The following is a 24,850-nucleotide window of genomic DNA, read 5'->3' as shown; positions in this document are numbered from 1 at the left end:
TTCCGTATTCGCCGCTTCCCCCCTGGATGCCATCCGCCCTCGTCTGGTTCCGCCGCGACCTGCGCAGTTACGATCACGCGGCGCTGTATCACGCGCTGCGCCGCTTCGGGCGCGTGCATTGTGCGTTCGTCTTCGACACGGAGATCCTGGACGCGTTGCCCAGCCGTAGCGACCGGCGCGTCGAGTTCATCTGGCGCAGCCTGCAGGCGCTGGACGTGGCGCTCGATGCGCTGTCGCGCCAGGCGGGCGGGGGCGGGGCGGGCATCGTCGTGCGGCACGGGCGTGCCGACGAGGAGATTCCGACCCTGGCCGTGCAGCTCGGGGTGACGGCAGTACTCACGAATCGCGACTACGAGCCGGCTGCGCTTGCGCGCGACCGGCGGGTGGCCGGGCGGCTTGCGGCGGCGGGGATCGGCTTCGAGGATTTCAAGGATCAGGTGATCTTCGAGCGCGACGAGATCCTGACGCAGGGCGGGCATCCGTATAGCGTCTTCACGCCGTACCGGAATGCGTGGCTGAAGAAGCTCGACGGCTTCTACGTGCAGGCCTATCCGGTGGAGCGCTACGCCGCGCGGCTGGTGCCCAAGGCTGACGGTGAGCGCGTGCCGGGCCTCGACGAGCTGGGCTTCACCGAGACGAACCTCGCCGAACTGCGTCTGCCCACGGGCATGGCCGGCGGACGGGCCCTGTTCGAGGATTTCGCCGGCCGTATCGGGCGCTACCGCGAAGCGCGGGACTACCCGGCCGTGAAGGGGGTCTCCTATCTGTCCGCGCACTTGCGCTTCGGTACGGTGTCGATCCGCGAACTGGCTGCGTTTGCACAGGCCGACGGCGGGGCCGGGGCGCAGAGCTGGCTCGGCGAGCTGGTATGGCGCGACTTCTACCACATGATCCTGGCGCATCACCCGCGCGTCGTGATGGCGAGCTTCAAGCCTGCGTACGACCGCATCGTGTGGGATGCGGCGCCGGAACTGTTTGCGGCGTGGCGCGAGGGGCGCACGGGGTATCCGCTGGTCGACGCGGCGATGCGTCAGCTCGCCACGACGGGCTACATGCACAACCGGCTGCGCATGGTCGTCGCGTCCTTCCTGACCAAGGATCTGGGAATCGACTGGCGGCGCGGCGAGCGCCACTTTGCCGACCACCTGATCGATTACGACCTCGCGGCGAACAACGGGGGGTGGCAGTGGGCCGCGTCGACGGGCTGCGACGCGCAACCGTATTTCCGCATCTTCAATCCGGTGGCGCAGTCGGCGCGTTTCGATCCGGGCGGGCGCTTCATCCGTCGCTACGTGCCGGAGCTCGTGCGCGTGCCGGACCGATACATCCATGCGCCGTGGCAGATGGGGGCGGCGGAGCAGGCGGCAGCGGGCGTGCGCATCGGCCGGGAATATCCGGCACCGGTCGTCGACCACGCCGTGGCGCGCGCACGGACGCTCGCGCGCTTCGCCGTGGTACGCGCCTGAGAGCGCCGGCGCCGCGCGGCGCCGGGCTTCGTCCCGGGGGCGTCAGACCACTGCGGGGGCTTTCGCGGTGTAGTGCTGCAGCAGCGCCAACAGCTCGCCTTCCTCGTAAGGCTTGCCGAGATACTCGTTGGCGCCGATCTTCTCGGCCAACTGGCGATGCTTGTCCGCGAGGCGCGAGGTGATCATGATCACCGGCACGTCGCGCATGCGCGCATCGGCGCGGATGTTGCGCAGCAGGTCGAAGCCGTCCATGCGCGGCATCTCGATGTCCGACAGGATCACGTCGGGCACCGACTCGATCAGCCGCTCCAGCGCCTCGACGCCGTCCTTCGCCGTGATCACGCGGTAGCCTTCGCGCTCGAGCAGGCGGCCGGTGATCTTGCGCACGGTCAGCGAGTCGTCGACCACCATCACGGTCGGCTGTGCCGCCGGTGCCTGCGCCTCCACGGGGGCGGCTGCTCCCGCTCCTTCCGCGGTCTCGGCGAGACTGCGGCTGGCGAGCGCGACGGGGTTCAGGATCAGCACGATCTCGCCGTCGCCCAACACCGTTGCGCCCGAGATGCCGACGACGCGCGCGAGCTGCGGGCCGGCGTTCTTGACGACGATTTCCTGGTTGCCGCGCAGCGCATCGACGTGCAGGGCAAGCGTCTGGGCGCCGGCGCGCAGCAGCAGCACCCAGCTGAAGCGCTGCTCCTCCGGCTGGCTGCTCGCGTCCCCGAGCAGGCGCGGCAGGTAGCGATAGTTGAAGTGCATGTCCTGCCACTCGGTGCCGCCGGCTGCGCGCAGCTCCTGCAGCGCGTTGGCCTTCAGTTCCATCACCTGGGCGACCATGCTCGAGGGGATCGCGAAGGTGCGGCCGGCGGCGCTGACCAGCAGCGCCTGCGTCACCGCCAGCGTGAGCGGCAGGTAGATGCGGAATTCGGTTCCCGCGCCGCGGGTCGCGCGGATGTCGATGCGCCCGCCGACGGCGGCGGTTTCGGATTTCACGACGTCCATGCCGACGCCGCGGCCCGACACGGTCGACACGTTGCCGGCGGTCGAGAAGCCGGGCAGGAAGATGAGATTGGTGAGGCGGCGCTCGTCGGCGATCTCGTCCGGGCCGAGGAGGCCGTTCGCGCGGGCGCGCTCGGCAATGCGGTCGTAGTCGAGTCCACCGCCGTCGTCGGCGAGGCTGATCGCGATTTCGTTGCCTTCCTGGCTGACGCTGAGCGTGATCTGGCCGATCTCGTTCTTGCCGGCAGCGTGGCGCGCCTCGGGACCTTCGATGCCGTGCGCGATGGCATTGCGCAGCAGGTGTTCGAGCGGGGCGGTGATGTGTTCCAGCACGCTTCGGTCGATTTCGATGCGCCCGCCGCGCAGGTCGAGGTTCGCGCGCTTGCCGAGATCCTTCGCGGTCTGCCGCGTCACGCGGTACAGGCGGTCGGCGAGGCTGTCGAAGGGCACCATGCGCACCTGCATCAGCGCCTGCTGCAGGTCGCGCGACAGCCGCGCCTGGCTGTTCAGTGCGAGTTCGGCGCCGTCGAGGTTGCGCAACAGGCTCTGCTGCACCGTCGTGACGTCGCCGACGCTCTCGGCCATCATCCGCGTGAGTTCCTGCAGGCGCGTGTAGCGGTCCATCTCCAGCGGGTCGAAGTCGCCTTCGTGCGTGCCGGTGTGGGCGATGCGCGATTGCATCTGCACGTCGGCCTGGATCTCGACCTCGCGCAGCTGGTTGCGCAGGCGGATGACGTTTTCGGTGAGGTCCAGCAGCGAGCGGCGCAGCGTGCGCAGCTCGCCGGCGATACGGGTGCGCGCGATGCCGATTTCGCCGGCTTCGTTCACGAAGCGGTCGATCGTGCCGGCGCGCACGCGCAGGGTGGCGGTTGCGCTGCTTTCGGGCTCCGCCGGCTCGCCCTCGGGGGCGGCGGCGACCGAAACCGTCACTTCGGCGCCTGTCCCCTCGGCTGCGGGGGCCGGGCTGCCGGTCAGCGCGTTCATCATCTGCTCGGTACGGTCGAGGCCGCCGACCAGTTCGTCGATCAGCTCCGCGGCCTCGCGCCCGGCTTCGCGCCCCGCCTCGAGTTGCGATTCGAGCTGGTGCACGTGCTCGCCGAGGCTCATCGCACCGGCCATGCGAGCGCTGCCCTTCAGCGTGTGCAGCAGGCGCGCCGTCGCCTTGGCGTGGTCGGCCGAGGCGTCGCCGCCGCTCCAGCGGCGCAGGGACGCGTGAAGATCGGCGAGAAGCTCCGCGCCTTCTTCGAGGAAGACGGGCAGGAGCTGTTCGTCGAGGTCGTCGGTGACCGCAGCGGGCCGCGCGGCTTCGGCTTCCGCGGCGACTGCCGGTTGTGCCGGTGCCGCCGCCGCGATGGCCAGCTCCTCGGCTTCGATGCCCGCGTCGAGCGAGACCAGCGTGCGACCGATACCGTCCAGTTGCTCGACGAGCTCCGGGACCTCCAGCGGCAGCTGTCGCAATGCGATCTGCGCGACCATGGCCTCGAGCGTGTCGTTGGAGCTCTTCAGCACCGCGGATTGTTCGGCTGTCGGCGGGTGCGCACCTTCGCGCAGGCGCTCGATCGCGTGTTCGAGCCCGCGAGCGAGCGCCTGCACGCTCATCAGGCGCGTGGTGCCCGAGATGCCGGCGAGCGTGTGGGCGGCACGCAGTGCGGATTCCGCCGGGATCAGGGTGGGGTTGGCGGCGAGGCGGCCGAGTTCGCCCCGCAGGGTTCCCAGGTGATGCCGCGCTTCACCGAGATAGAGGTCGAAGAGCGGGCGACTGATTTCGTTGTCGCCCACGTACACGACGTCCCGTTCCACCGGCGCTTCGATTTCCTCGAGGTCGACCGTGGCCTCTTCCGCCTCGGCGGGCTCCTCTGCAGGGGGCTCCGGTTCCGCCGGCGTCACGCTCGGGGCGAGGGCTTCGGCGGCCAGGGGTTCCTCGATGACCTCCAACTCTTCCAGTTCGAGCGCTTCTTCCGTGTCGGCCTCGTCTGCAGCGGGCGCGAGCGGTTCGAGTTCGATCGTCTCCTCGAGCTCGATCTCCTCCTCGAATCCGGCCGGCTCCTCGAGTTCCTCCGCCTTCCCGAACTCGAAGGGCATCGCGAGCCCTTCGGTTCGTTCGAGGGCGATGGATTCGTCCAGTTCGAGCGCCTCCTCGAACGCGCCCGCGAGGCCCGTTTCGGGCACGTCCGCGAGTTCGGGCACCCCCTCGACTTCGGCGGCTGCCGCGGTCGGGGCGTCCTCCAGCACTTCGATCGGGAACTCCAGTTCGCCGCCGATCTCGGTTGCCGATACTTCCTCGTCGAGTTCGCCAAGCTCGACCGTTTCCTCGTCGAGCGGTTCGAGGGGAATTTCCCGTTCGACGAGCCACGCTGCGCCGCCTTCGAGCGGTATCGCGTCGGTCGCTACGATGGCTTCTTCCGGTAACGCGATTTCGTCGGCGGCCTCGGCTGCGGCGGGCGGCTCGAACGGGGTGGTTTCCGGTCCGTATTCGGTCGTGATGGCGGACCCGTGACCGTCGTCCGGCGCCTGCATGGCGAGCGGAATGTCCGCGTCCAGGGCCGCGACTTCGAGGATCTCCTCGAGCGGCTCTTCGGCGGGCGCCGGCGGTGCGGCGAACGGGAGGATTTCGCCGCTTTCGGCCTGTTCGAGCGTTGCGAAGGGCAGGTCGACGACTGTCTCTTCGGCGGGGGCCGCGGTCTCGCTGGCGGGGGCGACAAGCGCGGCCGGTTCGCTGATCGGCGTGTCACTGCTGCGCAGGCGTTCGGCCTCCGCCATCAGGGCGGACACCTCGCGCGTCTGGCTGCCGCCGGCCTCGAGCTCCGTCGCCCATTCGGAGAAGCTCTGGTAGGCCTCGTCGATGAGGTGGTGCAGCGCCGGGGTCGGCGTCCATTCGAGCTGCAGCCAGCGATTGAGCGTCTGTTCCAGTCCCCACGCGGCTTCGCCGAGATCCCGCAGGCCGACCATGCGGCCGCTGCCCTTGAGCGTATGGAATCCGCGCCGGATCGACGTGAGGTGCTCCGTATTGCCCGGCGCGGTGCGCGACAGTTCGAGCTGTTCGGCGATGTTGGCGAGGACTTCGTGCGCTTCCTCGATGAAGATCTCGAGGAGTTCGGCGTCGATCTCCGCCGCACTGGGGACGGGGCTAGGCGCCGGGGGAGGCGTCACGGGGGCTGCCGTCGGTACTTCGGGCGGCAGCTCGATCGGTGCGAAGTCGATTTCCGGCGTGGGCGGCGCGGCCGGTTCGAGCGCGGGCTGGAAGTTAAGGTCGGTTTCGGCTTCCTCGATCGCTACGGCCGTCTCGGCTGGCTCGGCCTCGGGTGCGGGAGCCTCGGTCGCCAGGGCTTCGAAGGCCGCAGCCGGTGCCGCGACGGGCTCCTCCCGGGCAGGCGCCGCGGGTGCGGCCGCCTTCGGGGCTGGCGGAGTCTCCTCGGCAAAACGCGGCAGCTCGATCGTGAGGGCCGGTGCCTCTCCGGCAACGGGCGCCTGTCGCGCTCCGGGGTGGAGGAAGCTCTGCAGGGTCGCGGGGCCGTGTTGCAGGGCCTGGACGTAGAAGCCCAGGGCGGACAAGCGCTGCGCGAGTCCCTCGAACTGGCCCGGCGCGGGCTCCGCGTTGGTCGCGGCGAGTTCGGCGACGGCCGTTGCCGCGCCATGCACGAGGGCGATCGCATCGGGGTCGCCGATCAGCGTCAGTGCGCCTTCCACCTGCTTGAGCGGCGTCGCGAGGTTGGCGAGTGGCGCACGCTTCTCCTGGTTGCGGAAGAAATCGTCGAGGATCTGTTCGATCTGCGCGAGGCTCGACAGGATTTCGCGGGCGAGCTGGCCGACCGCCTCGCGTTCCTGCAGGCGACGTGCCGTCTCGACCGTCGGCGAATGCTCGGCCGGTTCGACCGCTTCGCCGCGGGCGACGGCACCGAGGCGGCCGACGGTGTCGGCGACCTGGGTCGAGAAGCCGGTGTCCGGTACCACGCGGTCGAGCGCCCCTTCGGCGAGCAGCAGCGCCGTGGCAACCTCGATGGCGACTTTTTCGTTGTTCTGCAGTGGATCCTTGCGCAGCCAGCGGACGAAGTCGATGAGGGCCTCGAGCAGGCGGTCGAGCGCGGGCCGCCCGAGCTGCGGCGCCTGGGCTGCGAGGTCGGCGAGGCTGCTCGCGAAGCGCGGCAGGGCGGCGGCGTGGCCTTCCGAGAATTCGTCCCAGGCCTGCTTGGTGGCGGCCATCGAGCCTTGCAGCGCCTTGAGCAGCGGGGCGAGCGGGGTGACGCTGACGGTCGAGCCGGCCTCGGGAATCAGGGTCGCCGGATGCCAGGTGTCGCGCACGGCCTGTTGCTGGGGGGTGCGAGCCGGGGCCTGCGCGACCCAGTACAGCAGTTCGCGGACGAAGCGGTCGGGCACGGCGGCCGGCTGGTCAGCCAGGCGCTTGAGCTGGGCGTCGAGTTGCGAGCACAGGCGCTTGACTTCGGGTTGGGGCTGAAGATCGCCGCTGGCCAGGGCTTCGAGGAAGGCCTGCGCGGCGTACCACAGGTTGGTGACCGGGGTGCCGGTATGCAGGACCTCGATGCCCTTGACCGCGTCCAGCATGGCCGACGGGCCGGCCGGGTCCGCGGGCGTGCGCAGCCACTGGAGCAGGCCGCGCTGAAAGAGCGACCGTTGCGCGCGCAGCTGTGCCTGCCGGGCTTCGCCGGCAAGCGCGCTGCTCGCGATGTGGCGGCGCGGCGGGCGCTGCGTGAGATCGGGGAAGAACAGCTCCGCCGGCGAGACGGGATCGGCGCTGCGGATGGCGTTGATTTCCCGGTACAGCGGCAGCAGGCGCAGCGGCTGGTCGGGCGTGCCATGCACGAGCTCTTCGAGGTAGTTCCCCACCGTGGCGAGCGCGCGTCGTGCCAGCGCGACGGTGTCTGCATCGAGGGGGCGCTCGCCGCGGGCAAAGGCGCCCAGCGACAGGTCGAGCGCCGAGGCGAACTGCGTGAGCCCGTCCAGCCCGACGATCGAGAGGGCGCCGCGTACCTGATGCAGATGAGTCTGCGCGAACTGCACGCGGCCGGCTGCGTCGGTCGCGGAAAGTGCCTGTTCGAGCGCTTCGTCGGCCCGTGCGAGGGCGAGGTCGATTTCGTTCTTGACCCACGTGAGCGGGCCCAGATCGAGTTCAGTAGGGTGCGTCATGGCCGGTTCCCGAGCGAGGAGGCGTGCGTCAGACCTTGAAGCCCGATACCGAGCCCTTCAGTTCGACCGCGAGGTCCGCGAGCTGACCGACGGACACCGCGGTCTGGCGCGTGCCGGTCGCGGTCTGTTCGGTAATCGCGAGAATCTCCTTCATCGTTTCCGCCACGCGCGTCGCCGTGGCCGCCTGATGCTGCGTGTCGCTGGAAATCTGTTCGATGAGGCGCGCCGCTTCGGTCGACACCTCGCCGATCTCGGCCAGCGCCTGGCCCGCGGCGTCGGACAGCTGGGCGCCTTCGACCACGTCGCGGGTCGCGTTCTCCATCGAGCCGACGGCGTCCTTGGTGTCGGTCTGAATCGTTTTCACGATGGCCGCGATCTGCTTGGTCGCCTCGGCGGAGCGTTCCGCGAGGCGCTGCACTTCTTCCGCAACGACCGTGAAGCCGCGGCCCGCTTCACCGGCAGAGGCCGCCTGGATCGCGGCGTTGAGCGCGAGCACGTTGGTCTGCTCGGTAATGTCGGAAATCAGTTCGACGATTTCGCCGATCTCCTGCGAGGATTCGCCGAGGCGCTTGATCCGCTTGGAGGTTTCCTGGATCTGCTCGCGGATGCCGTTCATGCCCTTGATGGTGTTTTCCACCGCGCCGGCACCCTTGCGTGCGGATTCCAGCGAGCGGCGTGCCACCTGGGCGGAGCGCAGCGCGCGCTCGGACGACTCCGTCATGGTCCTGGCCATCTGTTCGACGGTGGCGCCGACTTCCTCGATCTCGCGCGACTGGCGTTCGGTTGCGCCGAGCAGTTCGGTGGAGGTCTTCTGCGCCGATTCGGTCGCCTGCGTCACGCGCGTCGCGGCGTCGTTGATGCGCCGCACGAGCACCGAGAGTTCCTCGATGGTGTAGTTGACCGAGTCCGCGATCGCGCCGGTGATGTCTTCCGACACGGTGGTGCGCACGGTGAGGTCGCCGTCCGCGAGGTCGCCCATCTCGTTCATCAGGCGCAGGATGGCCTGCTGCGCGATGTTGCGCTCGCTTTCGGCGGTGCGCTGATGCTGTTCCGCCTCCTGCTGGCGGGCGGCCAGTTCGCGGGTGTTCACCTGCGCCATCCGGCTCAGGGCGAGGAGACCGACGATTGCGGCGAGGGCGATGCCGAGCGTGGCGGGCGTCAGGCCGCCGGTGGTGCTCGAAAGCGTCGCGGACAGGTCGCGCGCGGCGGCCGACAGGGGTTCGGAGGCGCCGAAGATTTCGCTGCCGGCTTTCTTCGCCTGCACGAGGGTCTGGATGTTCTTCAGGATGTCGTCGACGGAGTCCAGCGTCTCGGTCGCGGTCGTCGCGTACTCATGCACGAGCCGGCGGCCTTCGGCGTCGGTGGTGATCGCGCGCAGCTCGTTGATCACGTCGCCCAGCGCCTTGGCATCCTTGCCGAGCGCGAAAGCGGTCTCCGGGTCGATGGCGTTTGCCACGAGCAGTGCATTTGCGTTCTTCGCGATGCGCTGGGGCAGGACGATGCCGCTGGTGGTGGCCGCGATGTCGCGGGCGTTGCCGCCGGCGCGAAGCTGCGCGATCCGCCGGGATTGCTCGAACAGGGCCTCGTTCTGCTGGTTGATCGTGGCGACCTCGCGGTTCAGCACGACGAGGTTCTTTTCCTGGGCGATGAGCTGGTTCGCGAGCTCGGCGGCAGGGCGCCACTTGCCGGCGAGGGCTTCCACCTGCGGCTGGACGTTCGCGGGCGCGGCCGGGAGGTCGCGGCCCTCGATGCTGCCCCCGTTGAGGAGCGCATCGAGCAGGGCGGTGAAGCGGTTCGTGCCCGCGCGCAGCTCGACGAAGGCCTGCTCGTTGCCCTGCAGTGCGAGCTGGGCGGCCTTGGCGATGCGCTGCGAGGTGGTTTCCATTTCGCCGGCGGCAGCGATGTAGGCCGTCGCGTTACCCGATTCGCGGTACTGGTAGTAGAGCAGGCCCAGACCCGCTATGGACGCCAGCGCAAAGACCGTGGCGAGTGCGCCGAACCGGTTGGGGGCGCCCTGGGTCTGCTGCTTGCGGCCCTTGGCTGCCGCCGGCTCGGAACTGCGCCGGGGCGGGGCTGCCTCCATGATCGTGGTGGCGACCGGTGCGCGTTCCGGGTTGGCCTTCTTCTTTACCTTGAAGTTCAGCGTCGGAAGCTTGAGGGCCATGGTGTGTGCTCCGCGAAATCGGATGATGGGTTGCGATGAAGGGCGTATGAAAGGGATCCGGGCGCGCTCACTCGAGGCCGGCCTGGAGGAAGCCGCGGTGCGCGAGCAGCGTCGGGACGTCGAGCTGCAGCCAGTGGTCGTCGCGGGTGTCGAGCATGCGCTCGGTGACCCACGGCCGATCGTCGGCAACGCCGTCCGGGTTGCTGCGGAAGTCGTCCGGGTTGCGCAGTCCCAGGGCGTGCGAGATCAGCAGCGCGCAGTTCGTGCCGTGGCGCGCGCCGACCAGCAGCAGTCGCGCCGGTCCGCCGGGAACGGTCTGCGGACCGTTGTGGAAGGCGGAGAAGTCGACGACGCTGAACAGCGTGCCACGGACGTTGGCGAGGCCGCGAAACCAGTCGTGCGTGAGCGGCACCGCCGCGAGCGGCGGGACGGGCAGGATCTCGCCGCTGTCGGTGAGGTTGACCAGCCAGTTCTCGCGGCCCGCGCGCACGCCCAGCAGGGCGCGGCGGTTGCCGCTCTGTGCCTCGGCGAAGCGCCGCACCAGGTCTTCCTGGAACTCGCGCAGACTGAGTCGCTTGGTCATCGGGCGTCAGCCCAGCGCCTGGATGCGGGCGATCAGGTCATCGGGATTGACGGGCTTGACGAGGTAATCGTGCGCACCCTGGCGCATGCCCCAGATGCGGTCGGTTTCGAGGCCCTTGCTCGTGCACATGATGATCGGGATGCTGCTTGTCGCCTCGTCGCGCGAGATGGTGCGCGTGGCCTGGTAGCCGTTCATGCCGGGCATGACGACGTCCATCAGGATGAGGTCGGGCTTCTCGCTCTTGCTGCGCACGATGGCGTCCTCGCCGCTTTCGGCGGTGACGACCTGGTAACCCTTGGCGGTCAGGAGTTCGGTCAGTGCGAAACGCTCGGTCGGAGAATCGTCGACCACGAGGATTTTCTTGATCGGCATTGCGTTGAGGCTCCAGTCAGTGATTCGTGCCGGCCTTGCGTGCGGCGTGGGTGGCGACCGCCTTGAGGAGGCTGTCCTTGGTGAAGGGCTTGGTGAGGTATTCGTCGGAGCCGACCATGCGGCCGCGCGCGCGGTCGAAGAGGCCGTCCTTGGATGACAGCATGATGACCGGGGTCGCGGCGAGCTGCGCGTTCTTCTTGATCAGCGCGCAGGTCTGGTAGCCGTCGAGGCGCGGCATCATGATGTCGACGAAAATCACGTCGGGACGATGGTCGGCGATCTTCGCAAGGGCGTCGAAGCCGTCTTCGGCAAGCAGCACCTGGCAGCCGGAGTGGGTGAGAAAGATCTCGGCGCTGCGGCGGATCGTGTTGCTGTCGTCGATCACCATCACCTTGAGTCCGGTCAGATCCATGGCATCAATCCTTGCTGGCGGGCCCCGATCGGCGGGAGTCCGAGAATCCTTGTGCTGCAGGAGCGATGCGGCATGTCGTGCGCGCCAGCACGCTGGCATTCCCGCGTGTCGTTCGAGGCGAACCGGGCAGGCTCCGCTTCGATCCGGCGGGGCGCGAGCCACCATTCCGTTGCCATGAGGCGTGCACGGAGACTGCGGGTGCCGTTGCGGGCGACAACGCGCCGACGGAGGTGGCCGACGAGCGCGCGTGCCGGATGCTTCCGGTCTGTGAGCGCGGGTTGGCCATCTGTAAGCATGCTCCGGGCAAATTGGCTGTAAAATTCGCCGCATCTTACCGCATTTTTCCTGCCGTGCCAGAGCACGCGTCTGGCGCAACCGGCAGATTCCGACATGCCTCTCGGTTCCACCGCTGTTCCCCCTGTAGTGCTGTGCTTCGCGACCAGCGACGCCACCGCCGGCGCCGGCCTCCAGTCGGATGTCCTGACGCTGGCGAGCATGGGCTGCCATCCCTTGTCCGTGATCGCCGCGATTTCGGTGCGCGATACACGCGGCGTCGAGGAGCTGCTGGCGCTCGACGCCGATGCGGTCGATGCGCAGGCGCGTGCCCTGCTCGAGGATATCCCCGTGCAGGCCTTCAAGCTGGGTATGGTCGGCAGCGTCGAGAATGTCGCGGCGATCGCCGAAATCCTGTCCGATTATCCCGATGTCCCGCTGGTGCTGGAACCCGCGCTGTCCGTCGTCGATGGCGAGGAGGCCGCCGGGGAGGACATGCTGGCGGCGCTCGCCGAGCTGGTGCTGCCGCATGTGACGGTGCTGGTCGGGAGCCGCAGCGAGGTGTTGCAGCTTGCGGCGATGACGCCGGATGACGAGGGCGAGGAGGGCGAGGAGGGCGAGGACGCGATCGACTCCGACGACTTTGCCGAACTCTTTCCGCCCGTCGCGGACGAGGACGATGCGGACGAGGGCAGCGAAGAAGCCGAGGACGAAGACGACGCCCTGTCGCTTGCCGATGCGATCGCGCGCCTGCTGGGACGCGGCGTCGGGTATGTGCTGCTGACCGGTGTCGGCGAGCCCGGGCAACAGGTCGTCAATGTGCTGGTCGGGCGCGAGGGCGTGGTGCGCACGGATGCCTGGGAACGGCTGGCGGGGCCTTTCCTCGGCGCGGGCGCGACGCTGGCCGCTGCGCTGGTGGGGGCGCTCGCGCATGGCATGACGGTGCCCGAGGCGGTCCGCGAGGCGCAGGAATTCACCTGGCAGGCGCTGTCCAGTGCTTACCGGCCCGGTATGGGAATGGCCATCCCGGACCGCTTCTTCTGGGCGCGGGGGGCGGAGGGCGACGATGCCGAAGCGTGACTGGCCCCTGCGCGGACTGTACCTGGTCACGCCGGATACGGCGGATAGCGCAGCGCTGCTCCAGGTGGTCGAGCGCGCGCTCGCCGGGCGGCCCGCGCTGCTGCAGTACCGCAGCAAGCATGCGGATGCCGCGCTGCGGCGCGAGCAGGCGAGGGCGATCGCCGCGCTGTGCCGGCGCGCCGCGGTGCCCTTCATCGTCAATGACAGCCTCGAACTCGCGCTCGCCGTTGCGGCGGATGGCGTGCATCTCGGGCGCGACGACGGCGACCTGCACGCGGCGCGTGCGGCGCTGGGGCCGGAGCGCATCCTCGGCGTGACGTGCTACAACGAATGGACGCGGGCGGAGGAAGGTGTCGCGGCGGGTGCCGACTACGTCGCCTTCGGGGCGGTGTTCGCGTCCGCGACGAAGCCCGCCGCGGTGCATGCGCCGCTCGAACTGCTGACCCGCGCGCGCCGCGAGCTGCAGCTGCCAGTCGCGGCGATCGGCGGCATCACCCTCGATAATGCCCCGCAGGCGATCGCGGCGGGGGCCGACCTGCTGGCGGTGATTTCCGACGTGTTCGACCATCCCGATCCGGGTGGTCGTGCAGCGGCCTACCGCGCGGCCTTCGGCCTGCCCGGCTGAGCGAGTCGCGCAGGCGCGCTCAGGGGCGTTTTTTCCCGATCCTTTTCTTTTTTTGCCAAATCGACGAGTGCAAACCGACATGACGAGCAAGAACGAAGTCCTCTTCCAGCGTGCCCAGAAAACCATCCCCGGCGGCGTCAATTCGCCCGTGCGGGCTTTCCGCTCGGTCGGCGGGGCGCCGCGCTTCATCGAGCGTGCGCAAGGCGCGCGCGTGTGGGATGCGGACGGCAAGGACTACATCGACTACGTCGGCTCGTGGGGGCCGGCGATCACCGGCCACGCCCATCCGGCCATCGTCGAGGCGGTGCGCGAGGCGGCGCTGCGCGGGTTGTCCTTCGGCGCACCGACCGAGGCCGAGGTCGAGATGGCCGAGCTGATCTGCGAGCTGATGCCGTCGATCGACATGGTGCGGCTGGTGAGTTCGGGCACCGAGGCGACGATGAGCGCGATCCGTCTCGCGCGCGGCTTCACCGGGCGCGACGCGATCGTCAAGTTCGAGGGCTGCTACCACGGCCACGCCGACAGCCTGCTGGTGAAGGCCGGCTCGGGCCTGCTGACCTTCGGCAACCCGTCCTCGGGCGGCGTGCCGGCGGACTTCGCGAAGCACACGATCGTGCTCGACTACAACGACCTCGGCCAGGTCGAGGACGCCTTCAAGGCGCGCGGCAACGAGATCGCTGCGGTGATCGTCGAGGCGGTCGCGGGCAACATGAACCTGATCAAGCCGCAGCCGGGCTTCCTCGAGGGCCTGCGCGCGCTGTGTACGCGGTACGGCGCGGTGCTGATCTTCGACGAGGTGATGACCGGCTTCCGCGTCGGGGCGCAGGGTGTGCAGGGCCTCTACGGCATCACGCCGGATCTGACGACGCTGGGCAAGGTGATCGGCGGCGGCATGCCGGTGGGCGCCTTCGGCGGCCGGCGCGACATCATGAACCACATCGCGCCGCTGGGGGCGGTGTACCAGGCCGGCACGCTGTCGGGCAGCCCGGTGGCGGTCGCGGCGGGCCTCGCGTCGCTGAAGCTCGTGCGCGAGCCGGGCTTCTATGACAATCTCGCCGCGCGGGCGAGCCAGCTCGTCGACGGCCTGTCGGCTGCCGCGCGCGATGCCGGCGTGACGTTCTGCGCCGATTCGGTGGGCGGCATGTTCGGCCTCTATTTCGCGCCGCGCGTGCCGCGTTCCTACACGGAGGTGATGGCTTCCGACCGCGACACCTTCAACCGCTTCTTCCACGCGATGCTGGAGGCCGGCCATTACTTCGCACCCTCGGCGTTCGAGGCGGGCTTCGTGTCGGCGGCGCATACCGCGGCGGATGTGGACGCGACGATTGCCGCGGCGCAGAAGGCGTTTGCAGCGCTGCGCTGAGCGAGGGGGCAGGCCGGAAGGCACGAAGGGGCGCCGTGGCGCCCCTTTTCATTTTTGATCGGCTGGCGTCGCCGTTACAGCAGGAACAGCGTCGCGAGACCGAGGAAGATGAAGAAGCCGCCCGAGTCGGTGAGGGCGGTGATCAGTACCGAGCTGCCGAGTGCCGGATCGGCGCCGACGCGCAGGCGCACCATGGGGATCAGCACGCCGGCGCAGGAGGCGAGCAGCAGGTTCAGCGTCATCGCGGCCGTCATCACCATGCCGAGCGAGGCGCTGCCGTAGAGCGCCCACGAGAGGAGTCCGAGCAGCCCGCCCCACACCAGGCCGTTGACGACGGCAACGCCCATTTCCTTGCGCATCAGGCGCTGCATCGCGGACGGTTCGACCTGGCCCATCGCGATCGCGCGCACGATCATCGTGATGGTCTGGTTGCCCGAGTTGCCGCCGATGCCGGCGACGATGGGCATCAGTGCGGCCAGCGCGACGAGCTTCTCGATCGAGCCTTCGAAGGCGCCGATCACGCGCGAGGCGATGAAGGCGGTGACGAGGTTGATCGCCAGCCACGCCCAGCGGTTCCGCACCGAGTCCCACACCGAGGCGAAGATGTCCTCCTCCTCGCGCAGACCGGCGTGGCTGAGGATCTCGTGCTCGGATTCCTCGCGGATGTAATCGACGACGTCGGCGACCGTGAGGCGGCCGACGACGCGCTTTTCGGCGTCCACGACCGGCGCGGACACGAGGTCGTAGCGCTCGAACGCCTGGGCTGCGTCGTCGGCTTCGTCCTCGGGTTCGAAGCTGATGACGTTTTCCTTGTGCATGACCTCGCCGACGACCATCTCGGGGTCGTTGATGAGCAGCGATTCCAGCGTCAGGATGCCTTTCAGGTGGTCTTCGCGGTCGATCACGAAGAGCTTGTCGGTGTGGTCCGGCAGTTCGTCGAAGCGGCGCAGGTAGCGCAGCACGACCTCGAGCGTGACGTCCTCGCGGACCGTCACCATGTCGAAGTCCATCAGCGCGCCGACCGAATCCTCCGGGAAGGACATCGCCGCGCGCAGCTGTTCGCGTTCCTCGCTGTCGAGCGACTGGAACACATCCAGCATGACCTCGGGCGGCAGGTCGGGCGCGAGGTCGGCAAGCTCGTCGGCATCGAGGGTTTCCGCCGCGGCCTTGAGTTCGTGCGGGTCCATCGTCTCGATGAGGGACTCGCGCACCGCGTCGGAGACTTCCAGCAGGATGTCGCCGTCGCGCTCGGCCTTGACCAGGTCCCACACGAACAGGCGGTCCCCGAGCGGCAGCGCCTCGAGGACGTAGGCGATGTCCGCGGGGTGCAGCGCGTCGAGCTTGCCCTGCAGCTCGGCGACATGCTGCTTGTGGACGAGGTTCTCCACCAGCTCGTGGCGGGGCATGTCCTGCCGATGGACGAGGTCTTCCACCACCTTGTGGCGTGCGAGCAGCTCCTGCACTTCGCGCAGGTGCTGCTGGATGTCGTCCGGGTGGCGTTCGTCCTGCTCGCTCATCGGGCGCCTCCGGGTGGTGTGGGTGGGATCGGTCGTAAGGCGCGAATTCTACGGACTTCGCGCTGCTCTTGCGACCCCGGAAAACCGAAAATGTTGCAATGCGGCACCCTGCCGGGGCGCGCGGCGGCGTCGGGTGCGTTCAGGGAACCTGCGCGTAGGCCATGCGCCCGCGGATGCGCGCGGCATGGGCGGCGAGGCGGGGGCCGAACTGTTTCTCGTACTTGCGCGGATTGGGCAGCATCACCGCGAGGTGGGCGGCCTCGTCAGCGCCCAGCCGGCTCGCCGGAACGCCGTAGTAGCGCCGCGCGGCGGCCTCGCAGCCGAAGATGCCGGTGCCCCATTCGACGACGTTCAGATAGACCTCGAGGATGCGGCGCTTGCTCCACACCGCCTCGATCATCACGGTGATGACGGCTTCCTGCGCCTTGCGGAAGTAGCTGCGCGTGGGCGACAGGAACAGGTTCTTCGCCAGCTGCTGGCTGATCGTCGAGCCACCGGCGACCGCGCGGCCCTTGCGCTGGTTCTTCTCCAGCGCGCGCTGGATGCCTTCCCAGTCGAAACCTTCGTGGTCGATGAAGCTGTCGTCCTCGGCGGCGATCACCGCGCGCTTGAGGTGGATGGAAATGCGCTCGTAGGGCACCCACTCGTGGCGCAGTTCGGCGTTGGGGCGCTTCTCCTGCAGCTCGTCGCGGCGGATGTCCATGAAGCTGGTGCTCGACGGGTTGAAGTGGCTCCACCACAGCACGAGGGTGAAGATCCACAGCTGGTACAGCAGCAGGAGCGCGAGGAGTGCCGCGCACACCCAGCCGATGCGCCGCAACGCCGTCTTCATTTGCCCAGCTGTCGTCGCAGCTCGGCGAGGACCGGTGCGGTCTCGGGGCGCACACCGCGCCACAGCAGGAAGCTTTCGGCGGCCTGCTCGACGAGCATGCCGAGGCCGTCGGCGAGCTGCGTCGCGCCGTCGCGACGGGCTGTGACGAGGAAGGGGGTGTCGCCACGGCCGTACATCATGTCGTAGGCGAGCGCGCCGGGGGCGTACAGGCCGGGCGGCAGCGGCGGGGCTTGGTCGGCGAGGCTGGCGGCGGTCGCGTTGATGACGACGTCGAACTGCGCCCCGGCGAGCTCGGCGAAGCCGCTGGCGGCGAGCGGCGTGTTACCGGCGGCCGCGGCGAACTCGGCGGCGAGGGCTTCGGCGCGCGACACGGTGCGGTTGGCGAGCATGAGGCGGGCGGGGCCGGCCGAGAGCAGGGGCAGCAACGCGCCGCGCGCGGCGCCGCCCGCCCCGAGCAGCAGGACGCGGCGGCCGGCGAGCGGGCAGTCGAGGTTGTGCGTGAGGTCGCGCACGAGGCCGGCGCCGTCGGTGTTGTCGCCGTAGATGCCTTCGGCGTCGAACATGAGCGTGTTCACGGCGCCGGCGGCCTGCGCGCGCGGCGAGCGGCGCGCGGCGAGCGCGAAGGCTTCGAGCTTGAACGGGACCGTGACATTGCAGCCGCGCCCGCCGGCCGTGCGGAATTCGGCGACCGTCGCGGCGAAGCCGTCGAGCGGCGCGAGCAGCGCCGCGTAGGTGAGGGTCTGGCCGGTCTGCGCGGCGAAGGCCGCGTGGATGACCGGGGACTTGCTGTGGGCGACGGGGTTGCCGATGACGGCGTAGCGGTCCATGGGCGGGTCTATTGGGCGGTGAGCCGGTCGGCGTTGGTAAAGGTCCAGGTGCGGACGATCTCGACGATGTCGGTGTCGGCGCGGATGCTGTCGGGGAAGGGGGCGAACGGGCCGGCGAGCTTGACGATGCGGAGAGCGGCCTCGTCGAGCACTTTTTCGCCGGACGAGCGCTGGATTTCGACGCGTTCGACCGAGCCGTCGGCCTTGATCGCGACGTACAGCAGGAGGCTACCGTACAGCCGGCCGCGCGCGGCGTCGGGGTAGTTGAGTGTGCCGACGCGCTCGATCTTCTGGCGCCAGTCCTCGACGTACTGCGCGAAGCGGTATTCCTTCGCGCGCGCCGCAGTGATCGGGGTCTTGCGCGGACGTTTCGCGTATTCTTGGAGCTTGCGATCGATCTCGGCTTCGAGGCGCGCCGCGGCGGCGACGCTGTCGAGCAGGTCGAGGCCCGTAGGCCGGGGTTGGACCGCGGCCGGGTCGGGCTGCTGCACGGCGGCCTGGGTCGGCACGGCGGATTTCGGCGCCGTCATGACCTCCGAGTGGGCGGCGCTGCGCTCCGCGGTGCGCTTCTTCGCCTCGACGAGCGCATCGCCTTCACGCTTCGAGGGCTGGGGCGGAAGGGGCGATTTCGGCCGCGCGTCCTGTTCGCTGGTGCCGCCGCCGTCGAGGTTGGCCTGCGCCAGCACCTCGGCCTTTTGCGGGGCGCGGGCGTGGCGGGCATTTACGAGCACCACTTCCAGCCCGCGGTCGGGTTCGCGCGGCCGCGGCCCGAGATCCATCGTGAAGCCGATCGACAGCGCCAGCGCATGGATGGCGAGGGAGACCAGGAAGGCGACCGCGAGCAGCGAATCGCCCTGCAGCAGGGTGGCGCGGCGGCCGGTGGCGGGCGAACGCGACGGCGTGCCGGTCGGGGTGCGGGGAGAAGGAGCGTTCATGCGATCCATGCCGCCCTGCGCTCAGTTGCCCTCGAGGGCCGCGTCCGCAGCTTCCTGGGGATCGGGCTCGGCCAGCATCGTGACGAAGCGCGCGCTGATGTCGACGTCGAGCAGGTCGCTGTGTTCGACCGTCAGGCGCACGTGCGTGCCCGGCAGCATCACCGGCAGCGAGGGCACCTTGACCATCAGCGGGATCGCGTCGAGGCGCACGAGGTTGTCGCGCAGCACCTTGCCGTCGACGGTGATGCCGGGCTGCTGGCGCAGCCAGCGCAGGCACCAGTAGCGTTCCATCTGGCGCTGGAAGTCGGCGTAGGCGGCGTAGGTGACGTCGAAGTCGCGCATCGCGGCCATCAGGTCGGCCGACTTCGGCGCGAACGCGGGCGCCTCGTCGCGCAGCACGGAGACGATCTGCCACTGGTTGATCATGTCCACGTAGCGGCGCAGCGGCGAACTCGACCACGCGTAGCAGTCCACGCCGAGCCCGTCGTGCGGGCCGGCAGCGGTCGACATGCGCACCTTGCCGCCGCTCTGCACGCGGTACAGGCCGGGGATGCCGGCTTCGTCGAGCAACTTGCCCCAGGTGGAGTTCGCCAGGATCATCAGCTCGGCGACCAGCTTGTCGAGCGGCGAGCCGCGCTTGCGCTGCGAGATGGTGACGTAGCCGGCGCCGTCCCCGGTGTGCGTCTGCCAGTCGACGTAGAAGCTGAAGTCGATCTGGTTGCGGTTGTCCTCGGCCTTGCCGCGGCCGGCCTCGAGGACGTTGGCGAGGTCCCACAGCAGCGTGAGCTCGCGTTTCCATTCGAAGTCGGGGCCGCCGGAATGGTCGTGCAGCACCTGCTCGTTGAAGAACGGCTCGATGTCGTGATGGCGCAGGTTCGCGACGATGGGCACGCGCTCGACGACGGTCTCGTGGCGCTGGACCGCGAGCGCCGCGGTGACGTCGAGATACAGCGACACCGCGGGGCAGTCGCGCCCGGCCGCGAGCGTGAAGGTCTCGACGACCGCATCGGGCAGCATCGTGATCTTGTTGCCCGGCATGTACACGGTCGACAGGCGCCGGCGCGCGATCGCGTCGAGCGAGGAGCCGCGCGCGAAGCCGAGCGCGGGCGCGGCGATGTGGATGCCGATGCGCCAGCCGCCGCCTGCGCGCGGCGTCACCGAGAAGGCGTCGTCGATCTCGGTCGTCGTCGCGTCGTCGATCGAGAACGCGGCGACCTGCGCGAGCGGCAGGTCGGGCGGGTCGATCGGGGTGTCGAAGGCGGGGAAGGTCGTGCCGTCCTCGAAGTATTCGAACAGGAAGCGGTTGTAATGGAAGTCGTAGCTCGATTCCAGCGCGCCGCACTTGAGCAGCAGGCGCGGTGCGGACAGGCCGGTGTCCACGCAGGCGGCCTCGAAGGCCTTGGTCTCGACGCGGTTGCGGTCGGGGCGGTAGAGGAGCTGCGGCAGCATCGCGGCGATCTCGGGCGGCATGCGGCCGTCGACGAGTTCGGCGCGCATGCGTTCGATCGCCTCGGCCTGCTGGCGCTTCTTCTCCAGGCCGGCGAGGGCGGCCTGCAGGATGTCGGCGGGCGCCTTGCGGAAGCGGCCGCGCCCCTTACGGTGGAAATACATGGGGGCCGAGTGCAGGCGCAGAAGGATGCTCGCGGACTCGACGGCGTTCGGCACGTGGCCGTGGTACTCGGCGGCGAAGTCGTCGAAGGCGAACTCGTCGTCGCTGCAGACTTCCCACAGGAAGGCGGTGTCGAGCTCCTCGGCGCCGGCTTCGGCGCGGTTCAGCAGCTCGCCCGGCGCGGGCTCGCGAAAGCGCATCAGCACGTGGCTGCTTTTCAGCTTCACGCGCTTGCCGTGGGACGTCTCGACCTGCAGCGAGGAATCGTTATCAGCGAGGATGGTGCCGGCCTTGAAGGCCCCATCCTCTTCGAACAGCACGAACATCGGAACCGCCTTACTAGAGCAAGCCCGACAGTTTAAAGGATTCGCTCGCCGGGCGCTGAGGGCTGCGGCACGGCGGTCGGCCCGACGGCCGATCAGCGTTCGACGGCGGGGCTGATGGCGGGGAGGCGGCTCGCGCGCAGCATGTCCACCGAGTAGACCGCGAGCGCCGCCCAGATCAGCGCGAAACCGGCGAACTGGCCGGCGTCGAAGGGTTCGTGGAAGACGAAGACCGCGAGCAGGAAATTGAGGCTGGGCGCGAGGTATTGCAGGAATCCGACCATCGATAGCGGCAGGCGTTGTGCGCCGATCGCGAACAGCATCAGCGGCACGGCGGTGAACACGCCGGCGAGCGGCAGCAGTGCGTCGGTCAGGAGGTCCGTGCCGAAGTGCAGCGTGCCACGGCTCGCGAGCCAGGCCAGCCAGCCGATCGCGAGCGGCGCGGTGACCAGCGTCTCGACGAAGAGGCCGTTGATCGCATCGACCGGGGCGCGCTTGCGCAGCAGGCCGTACAGGCCGAAGGTGCCGGCGAGGAAGAGCGCGATCCACGGCAGCGTGCCGACCTGCCACACGCGCCACGCGACGCCCGCGCAGGCAAGGGCGACGGCGGCCTGCTGCAGCGGGCGCAGGCGTTCGCCGAGCACGAGGCGGCCGAGCAGGATGCTCACCAGCGGATTGATGAAGTAGCCGAGGCTGGCTTCGAGCAGCTTGTCGGCGGAGATCGCCCACACGAAGACCAGCCAGTTGCTGCCGGTGAGCGAGGCCGACAGCGCCAGCAGGCCGATCAGGCGCGGTTGGGCGGCGAGGCGGCGCAGGCCGTCGAAGCCGCGCCACAGCGCGAGCAGTGCGAAGAGGAAGACGACCGACCACAGCACGCGGTGGGCGACGATCTCGCCGGGAGAAACGCTGCCGACCGCCTTGAAGTAGAGCGGCATCAGCCCCCACATGGTGAAGGCGATCAGCGTCGCGATGACGCCTTGGCGGCGCCGTTGTGCGTCGGAGGCGGTCATGCGCGCGCGCTCGCGACGAGTGCGAGGGCGTCGACGGCGTAGCCGCCGTCCGCGCTGCGGTGGCTTTCGAGGTCGGCCGCGACGGCGGCACGCAGGGCGTCCTGGGTGGCCCCGGGCAGGCGCGAGAGCGCTTCGGCTGCGCCGCCGGCGAGATCGAGGAAGGCCTGCCAGTAGCTGTCGGCGTCGGGAAAGTGGCAGCGGAAGGGGCAGGGGGCGATGCGCACGTCCGAGAAGCCCGCCTCGGTGAGGGCGGCCGTCAGCGTGGCGGCGTCGCCGAAGCGGAACACCGAGGGGCGGGCGACCTTGGGGGGCGGGAGCAGCCGGGCGATGCAGTCCTGCGCGCACGCGAGCAGCGGCACGGCCTCGCGCGGGCCCCACACCGACAGCGCGATCCGCCCGCCCGGGCGCAGCACGCGGCGCATCTCGGCGAGCGCCAGTGGCGGGTGCGGGGACATGAAGAGGGCGAGACCGGCGAGCACGCGGTCGAAGCTCGCGTCGGGCAGGCACAGGTGTTCGGCATCGGCGGCGGTGAAGGCGAGGGCTTCGGTCCGGTCTTCGACGGCAGCGCGGCGGGCGCCTTCGGCGAGCATGCCTTCGGCGATGTCGCTCGCGAGCACCCAGCCGCCGGGGGTGACGCGCGCGGCGGCATCGCGGGCGAGCAGTCCCGGGCCGCTCGCGAGATCGAGTACGTGCTGGCCCGGCGCGAGCTCCGCTGCGTCGAGCAGGGCGGCGGCGAGGTCGGCACGCAGGTGGGCGCCTTCGGCATAGCGGGCGGCGATGCGGTTGAAGCCGGCGCGCTCCATCGCCTTGAAGCGGCGCGCGTCGAAGCCTGCGCTGACGCTCATCGTGCCGCGAGCCCGGCGAAGGCGATCACGTCGTCGAGATAGTCGGTCCAGCGCGAGAAGCCGTGGTCGCCGCCTTCGAGCACCGTTTGCCGCGCGCCGGCGTACTTCGCGACCGCGTCGCGGTAGTCCAGCACTTCGTCGCCGGTCTCGACCATCAGCCAGAAGTTGTGCGGGCGGGTGATCGTCGCGACGTCCATCGCCCGCAGCTGGGCGATGTACTCGGCCTTGAAGTCGAAGATTTCGCCGGTGTAGATGCTGGTCTGCGGGCCGATATAGGCTTCCAGCGACAGGGGCGCGACGACCGCCGGGTTTACCAGCACGGACTTGAGGTCGTGTTTCTCGGCGAGGTGCGTCGCGTAGTAGCCGCCCAGCGAGCTGCCGACCAGCGTCGGCGCGAGGGCGGGGCGTTCCGCGCGGCAGCGGGCGAGCCGGCGTTCGGCGAGCGCGATCGCGGCGTCCGGCTCGGGCGGCAGCTGCTCGCACCAGAATTCGTCGGCGAGCCCTTTTTCAGCGACGCGGCGTTGCAGCGCCTGCGCCTTGATCGAAGCGGGAGCCGAGCGGAAACCGTGCAGGTAGATGATCATTGCGTATGCGGGAACGGGGCCGGACTTCGCAGTGTAACCGCGATCGGACGGTCAGACCTCGCTCCACGCGACGAGGCCGAATTTCCACGTCGCCAGCACGATGATGCCGAAGGCGATGCGGTACCACGCGAAAGCGATGAACGTGTGGTTGGAAACGAAGCGGATGAAGGTCTTCACTGCCCACATCGCGGCGATGAAGGAGGCGACGAAGCCGACGGCGAAGACCGGCAGGTCGCCCGCATGGAGCATGTCGCGGGCCTTGTAGAGGTCGTAGGCGGTCGCCGCGAACATCGTCGGGATCGCGAGGAAGAACGAGAACTCCGTCGCGGTCTTGCGCGACAGGCCGAACACCAGCCCGCCCATGATCGTCGCCCCCGAGCGCGAGGTGCCGGGAATCATCGCCAGCGCCTGCGCGAAGCCGACCTTGAGGGCGTCGGGCCAGCGCATCTCCTCGACGGCATTGATGCGCGGCTGGTAGCTGCGCTTTTCCAGCCACAGGATCACGAAGCCGCCGACGATCAGCGCGGTGGCGACGGTGAGCGGATTGAAGAGCAGCGCCTTGATTTTGGAATGGAACATCACGCCCAGCACCGCCGCGGGCAGGAAGCCGACGATCAGCATGGCGACGAAGCGCTGCGCGGCGGGACTGCTCGCGACGCCGCTCGCGACCTGCGTCAGCCGTTCGCGGTAATCCCAGCACACCGCGAGGATGGCCGCGAGCTGGATGACGATCTTGAATACCTTGCTCGCCTCGTCGTTGTAGCCGAGCAGGTCGCCGAAGATGATGAGGTGGCCGGTGGAGGAGATCGGCAGGAATTCGGTGAGGCCTTCGATGATGCCGAGAATCAGTGCGACGAGGTATTGGGGCAGGTCCATGGATCCGGGATGGGGGAATTCAGGCGAAAGCGGGCATGATACCCGCCAGCCGTGGCGTGAAAGTTAAATTGCATTCAGTTGCGACTTGCGGTGCGCGCCGCTCAGGGCGCCGTGAGCGCTTCGAGTTCGCCGAGCCAGCGGATGGCCGCCTCACGATGCGTGCCGCACATCTGCGGGCTGGGGGCGAGGCTGCCGCACACGGCCGGGCGACGCGGGTCGCCGAACAGGCGGCAGCGGTCGGCCTCGTCGAGCTGGACGCAGCGCACGCCGGCAGGCTTGCCGCCTTCCATCCCGGGGATGGGGCTGGAGATCGAGGGGGCGATGCAGCAGGCTGCGCAGGCGGGGCGACACTCCATCGTTCAGTTCTGCGCGGGCAGCTCGTGCCACCACGCGAGGATGTCGTCCACCTTGGGGTCGAGCAGGGCCGTGGCGCCGCCGGTGAAATGGCGCCACTCATCGAGGAAGCGTTCGCCGACCGCGGTAATGACCGGTACGCCGCTCGTCACGGCCATCGCCATTTCCGCGCGCAGGCCCGAGCCGCTCGCTTCCTGTGCGCCGAACTTGTTGATGAACACCAGTTCCGCCCCGCGTTCGAGCGCGCCGCGCACCGCCACCGCGGCATGGGCGAGCGCGTCCGGATCGAGCCGGCACGCCTCCGAGCCGCTGCCGAGGTCCTGCGACAGGGGAAAACGCTCGCCCGTCGCAAGGTCCTCGAGTTCCATGCCGCAGGGGTCGTTGATCGTCGTCGGGATGTCGTGCTGCAGGATGCCGCCGAGTTGCACGCCCTCGCCGGCCAGTGCGCGTGCGGCCTCGAGAAGCACCGGCTCGATGTGGTCGGTGGGGCGATAGACGATGGCTGCAATCGGCAAAGGCTGGTCGGTGGTCATGGCGGCGGCACAGGTGGGCGATCCGCCATTGTCTCACCGCGCAGCGTTCGGGTGAAACAGGAGACTTCCGGGCCCCTTGCGGGGCCCCCGTCAGTAGCCGCCTCCCTCTCTCTCTTTCCCATCTCTCTCTCC

At 69.4% G+C, this 24,850-nt stretch carries 20 protein-coding genes; 4 read left to right on the top strand and 16 right to left on the bottom strand.

From position 1 onward, the window contains the following. The first annotated feature begins 26 nt into the window (after window positions 1-26). The gene (locus GPA22_RS18700; protein WP_169257573.1) at window positions 27-1,466 is read left to right on the top strand and encodes a cryptochrome/photolyase family protein; all 1,440 of its coding nucleotides are present in this window, start codon (window positions 27-29) and stop codon (window positions 1,464-1,466) included. A gap of 42 nt (window positions 1,467-1,508) precedes the next feature. On the opposite strand, the gene GPA22_RS18695 is transcribed toward GPA22_RS18700, so the two are convergent. The 5 genes from GPA22_RS18695 to GPA22_RS18675 form a co-directional block, all read right to left on the bottom strand. Next, window positions 1,509-7,601: a hybrid sensor histidine kinase/response regulator gene (locus GPA22_RS18695; RefSeq protein ID WP_169257572.1), complete on the bottom strand. Its 6,093-nt coding sequence runs from the start codon at window positions 7,599-7,601 to the stop codon at window positions 1,509-1,511. 28 nt (window positions 7,602-7,629) lie between these two features. Further along, the gene (locus GPA22_RS18690; RefSeq protein ID WP_169257571.1) at window positions 7,630-9,765 is read right to left on the bottom strand and encodes a methyl-accepting chemotaxis protein; all 2,136 of its coding nucleotides are present in this window, start codon (window positions 9,763-9,765) and stop codon (window positions 7,630-7,632) included. A gap of 67 nt (window positions 9,766-9,832) precedes the next feature. Beyond that, the gene (locus GPA22_RS18685; RefSeq protein ID WP_169257570.1) at window positions 9,833-10,348 is read right to left on the bottom strand and encodes a chemotaxis protein CheW; all 516 of its coding nucleotides are present in this window, start codon (window positions 10,346-10,348) and stop codon (window positions 9,833-9,835) included. Between the two features lie 6 nt (window positions 10,349-10,354). After that, entirely contained in the window at window positions 10,355-10,720 is a 366-nt protein-coding gene (locus GPA22_RS18680; protein WP_169257569.1) for a response regulator, read from the bottom strand. A gap of 16 nt (window positions 10,721-10,736) precedes the next feature. Continuing rightward, window positions 10,737-11,132: a response regulator gene (locus tag GPA22_RS18675; protein ID WP_169257568.1), complete on the bottom strand. Its 396-nt coding sequence runs from the start codon at window positions 11,130-11,132 to the stop codon at window positions 10,737-10,739. A 390-nt stretch (window positions 11,133-11,522) separates the two neighbouring features. Here GPA22_RS18675 and thiD point away from each other — a divergent pair, with 390 nt between their 5' ends. The 3 genes from thiD to hemL all read left to right on the top strand — a co-directional run bounded on the left by thiD (window position 11,523) and on the right by hemL (window position 14,473). Next, a complete protein-coding gene (thiD, locus tag GPA22_RS18670; RefSeq protein ID WP_211169217.1) occupies window positions 11,523-12,485 on the top strand; it encodes a bifunctional hydroxymethylpyrimidine kinase/phosphomethylpyrimidine kinase in 963 nt (320 codons plus the stop codon). Further along, a complete protein-coding gene (gene thiE / locus GPA22_RS18665; RefSeq protein ID WP_169257567.1) occupies window positions 12,472-13,110 on the top strand; it encodes a thiamine phosphate synthase in 639 nt (212 codons plus the stop codon). Before thiD ends, thiE begins: the two co-directional genes overlap by 14 nt. A 79-nt stretch (window positions 13,111-13,189) precedes the next feature. Continuing rightward, window positions 13,190-14,473: a glutamate-1-semialdehyde 2,1-aminomutase gene (gene hemL, locus GPA22_RS18660; protein ID WP_169257566.1), complete on the top strand. Its 1,284-nt coding sequence runs from the start codon at window positions 13,190-13,192 to the stop codon at window positions 14,471-14,473. Between the two features lie 74 nt (window positions 14,474-14,547). On the opposite strand, the gene mgtE is transcribed toward hemL, so the two are convergent. The 11 genes from mgtE to GPA22_RS18605 form a co-directional block, all read right to left on the bottom strand. After that, window positions 14,548-15,990, bottom strand: a complete 1,443-nt coding sequence (gene mgtE, locus GPA22_RS18655) for a magnesium transporter (RefSeq protein ID WP_169257565.1) — start codon at window positions 15,988-15,990, stop codon at window positions 14,548-14,550. Window positions 15,991-16,129: 139 nt separating this feature from the next. Further along, complete coding sequence (gene mtgA / locus GPA22_RS18650; RefSeq protein ID WP_169257564.1) at window positions 16,130-16,822, bottom strand: monofunctional biosynthetic peptidoglycan transglycosylase; 693 nt, start codon at window positions 16,820-16,822, stop codon at window positions 16,130-16,132. Further along, window positions 16,819-17,649 (bottom strand): shikimate dehydrogenase, encoded by an 831-nt coding sequence (aroE, locus tag GPA22_RS18645; RefSeq protein WP_169257563.1) that lies wholly within the window; start codon window positions 17,647-17,649, stop codon window positions 16,819-16,821. The genes mtgA and aroE overlap by 4 nt, the downstream gene beginning before the upstream one ends. 8 nt (window positions 17,650-17,657) lie before the next feature. Then, a complete protein-coding gene (locus GPA22_RS18640) occupies window positions 17,658-18,593 on the bottom strand; it encodes an energy transducer TonB (RefSeq protein ID WP_425483968.1) in 936 nt (311 codons plus the stop codon). Between the two features lie 12 nt (window positions 18,594-18,605). Next, window positions 18,606-20,519, bottom strand: a complete 1,914-nt coding sequence (locus GPA22_RS18635) for a ribonuclease catalytic domain-containing protein (protein ID WP_169257562.1) — start codon at window positions 20,517-20,519, stop codon at window positions 18,606-18,608. Between the two features lie 92 nt (window positions 20,520-20,611). Further along, the gene (gene rarD, locus GPA22_RS18630; protein WP_169257561.1) at window positions 20,612-21,526 is read right to left on the bottom strand and encodes an EamA family transporter RarD; all 915 of its coding nucleotides are present in this window, start codon (window positions 21,524-21,526) and stop codon (window positions 20,612-20,614) included. Next, complete coding sequence (locus GPA22_RS18625) at window positions 21,523-22,371, bottom strand: methyltransferase domain-containing protein (protein WP_169257560.1); 849 nt, start codon at window positions 22,369-22,371, stop codon at window positions 21,523-21,525. Before GPA22_RS18625 ends, rarD begins: the two co-directional genes overlap by 4 nt. Further along, window positions 22,368-22,955, bottom strand: coding sequence for a YqiA/YcfP family alpha/beta fold hydrolase (locus GPA22_RS18620; protein ID WP_169257559.1), 588 nt, complete (start codon window positions 22,953-22,955; stop codon window positions 22,368-22,370). Before GPA22_RS18620 ends, GPA22_RS18625 begins: the two co-directional genes overlap by 4 nt. Before the next feature lie 51 nt (window positions 22,956-23,006). Then, on the bottom strand, window positions 23,007-23,831 hold the full coding sequence (locus GPA22_RS18615) for an undecaprenyl-diphosphate phosphatase (RefSeq protein ID WP_169257558.1): 825 nt from the start codon (window positions 23,829-23,831) through the stop codon (window positions 23,007-23,009). 101 nt (window positions 23,832-23,932) lie between these two features. After that, window positions 23,933-24,187 (bottom strand): YkgJ family cysteine cluster protein, encoded by a 255-nt coding sequence (locus GPA22_RS18610; RefSeq protein ID WP_169257557.1) that lies wholly within the window; start codon window positions 24,185-24,187, stop codon window positions 23,933-23,935. Window positions 24,188-24,190: 3 nt separating this feature from the next. After that, window positions 24,191-24,718: a DUF2478 domain-containing protein gene (locus tag GPA22_RS18605; protein ID WP_169257556.1), complete on the bottom strand. Its 528-nt coding sequence runs from the start codon at window positions 24,716-24,718 to the stop codon at window positions 24,191-24,193. Between the last annotated feature and the right edge of the window lie 132 nt (window positions 24,719-24,850).

Origin of the sequence: Aromatoleum toluvorans (assembly GCF_012910905.1) — a bacterium.
In the GTDB taxonomy this organism is placed as follows: Bacteria; Pseudomonadota; Gammaproteobacteria; order Burkholderiales; family Rhodocyclaceae; genus Aromatoleum; species Aromatoleum toluvorans.
The sequence above is the reverse complement of the archived record's forward strand: the minus strand, read 5'-3'. Positions and strand labels throughout refer to the sequence as shown.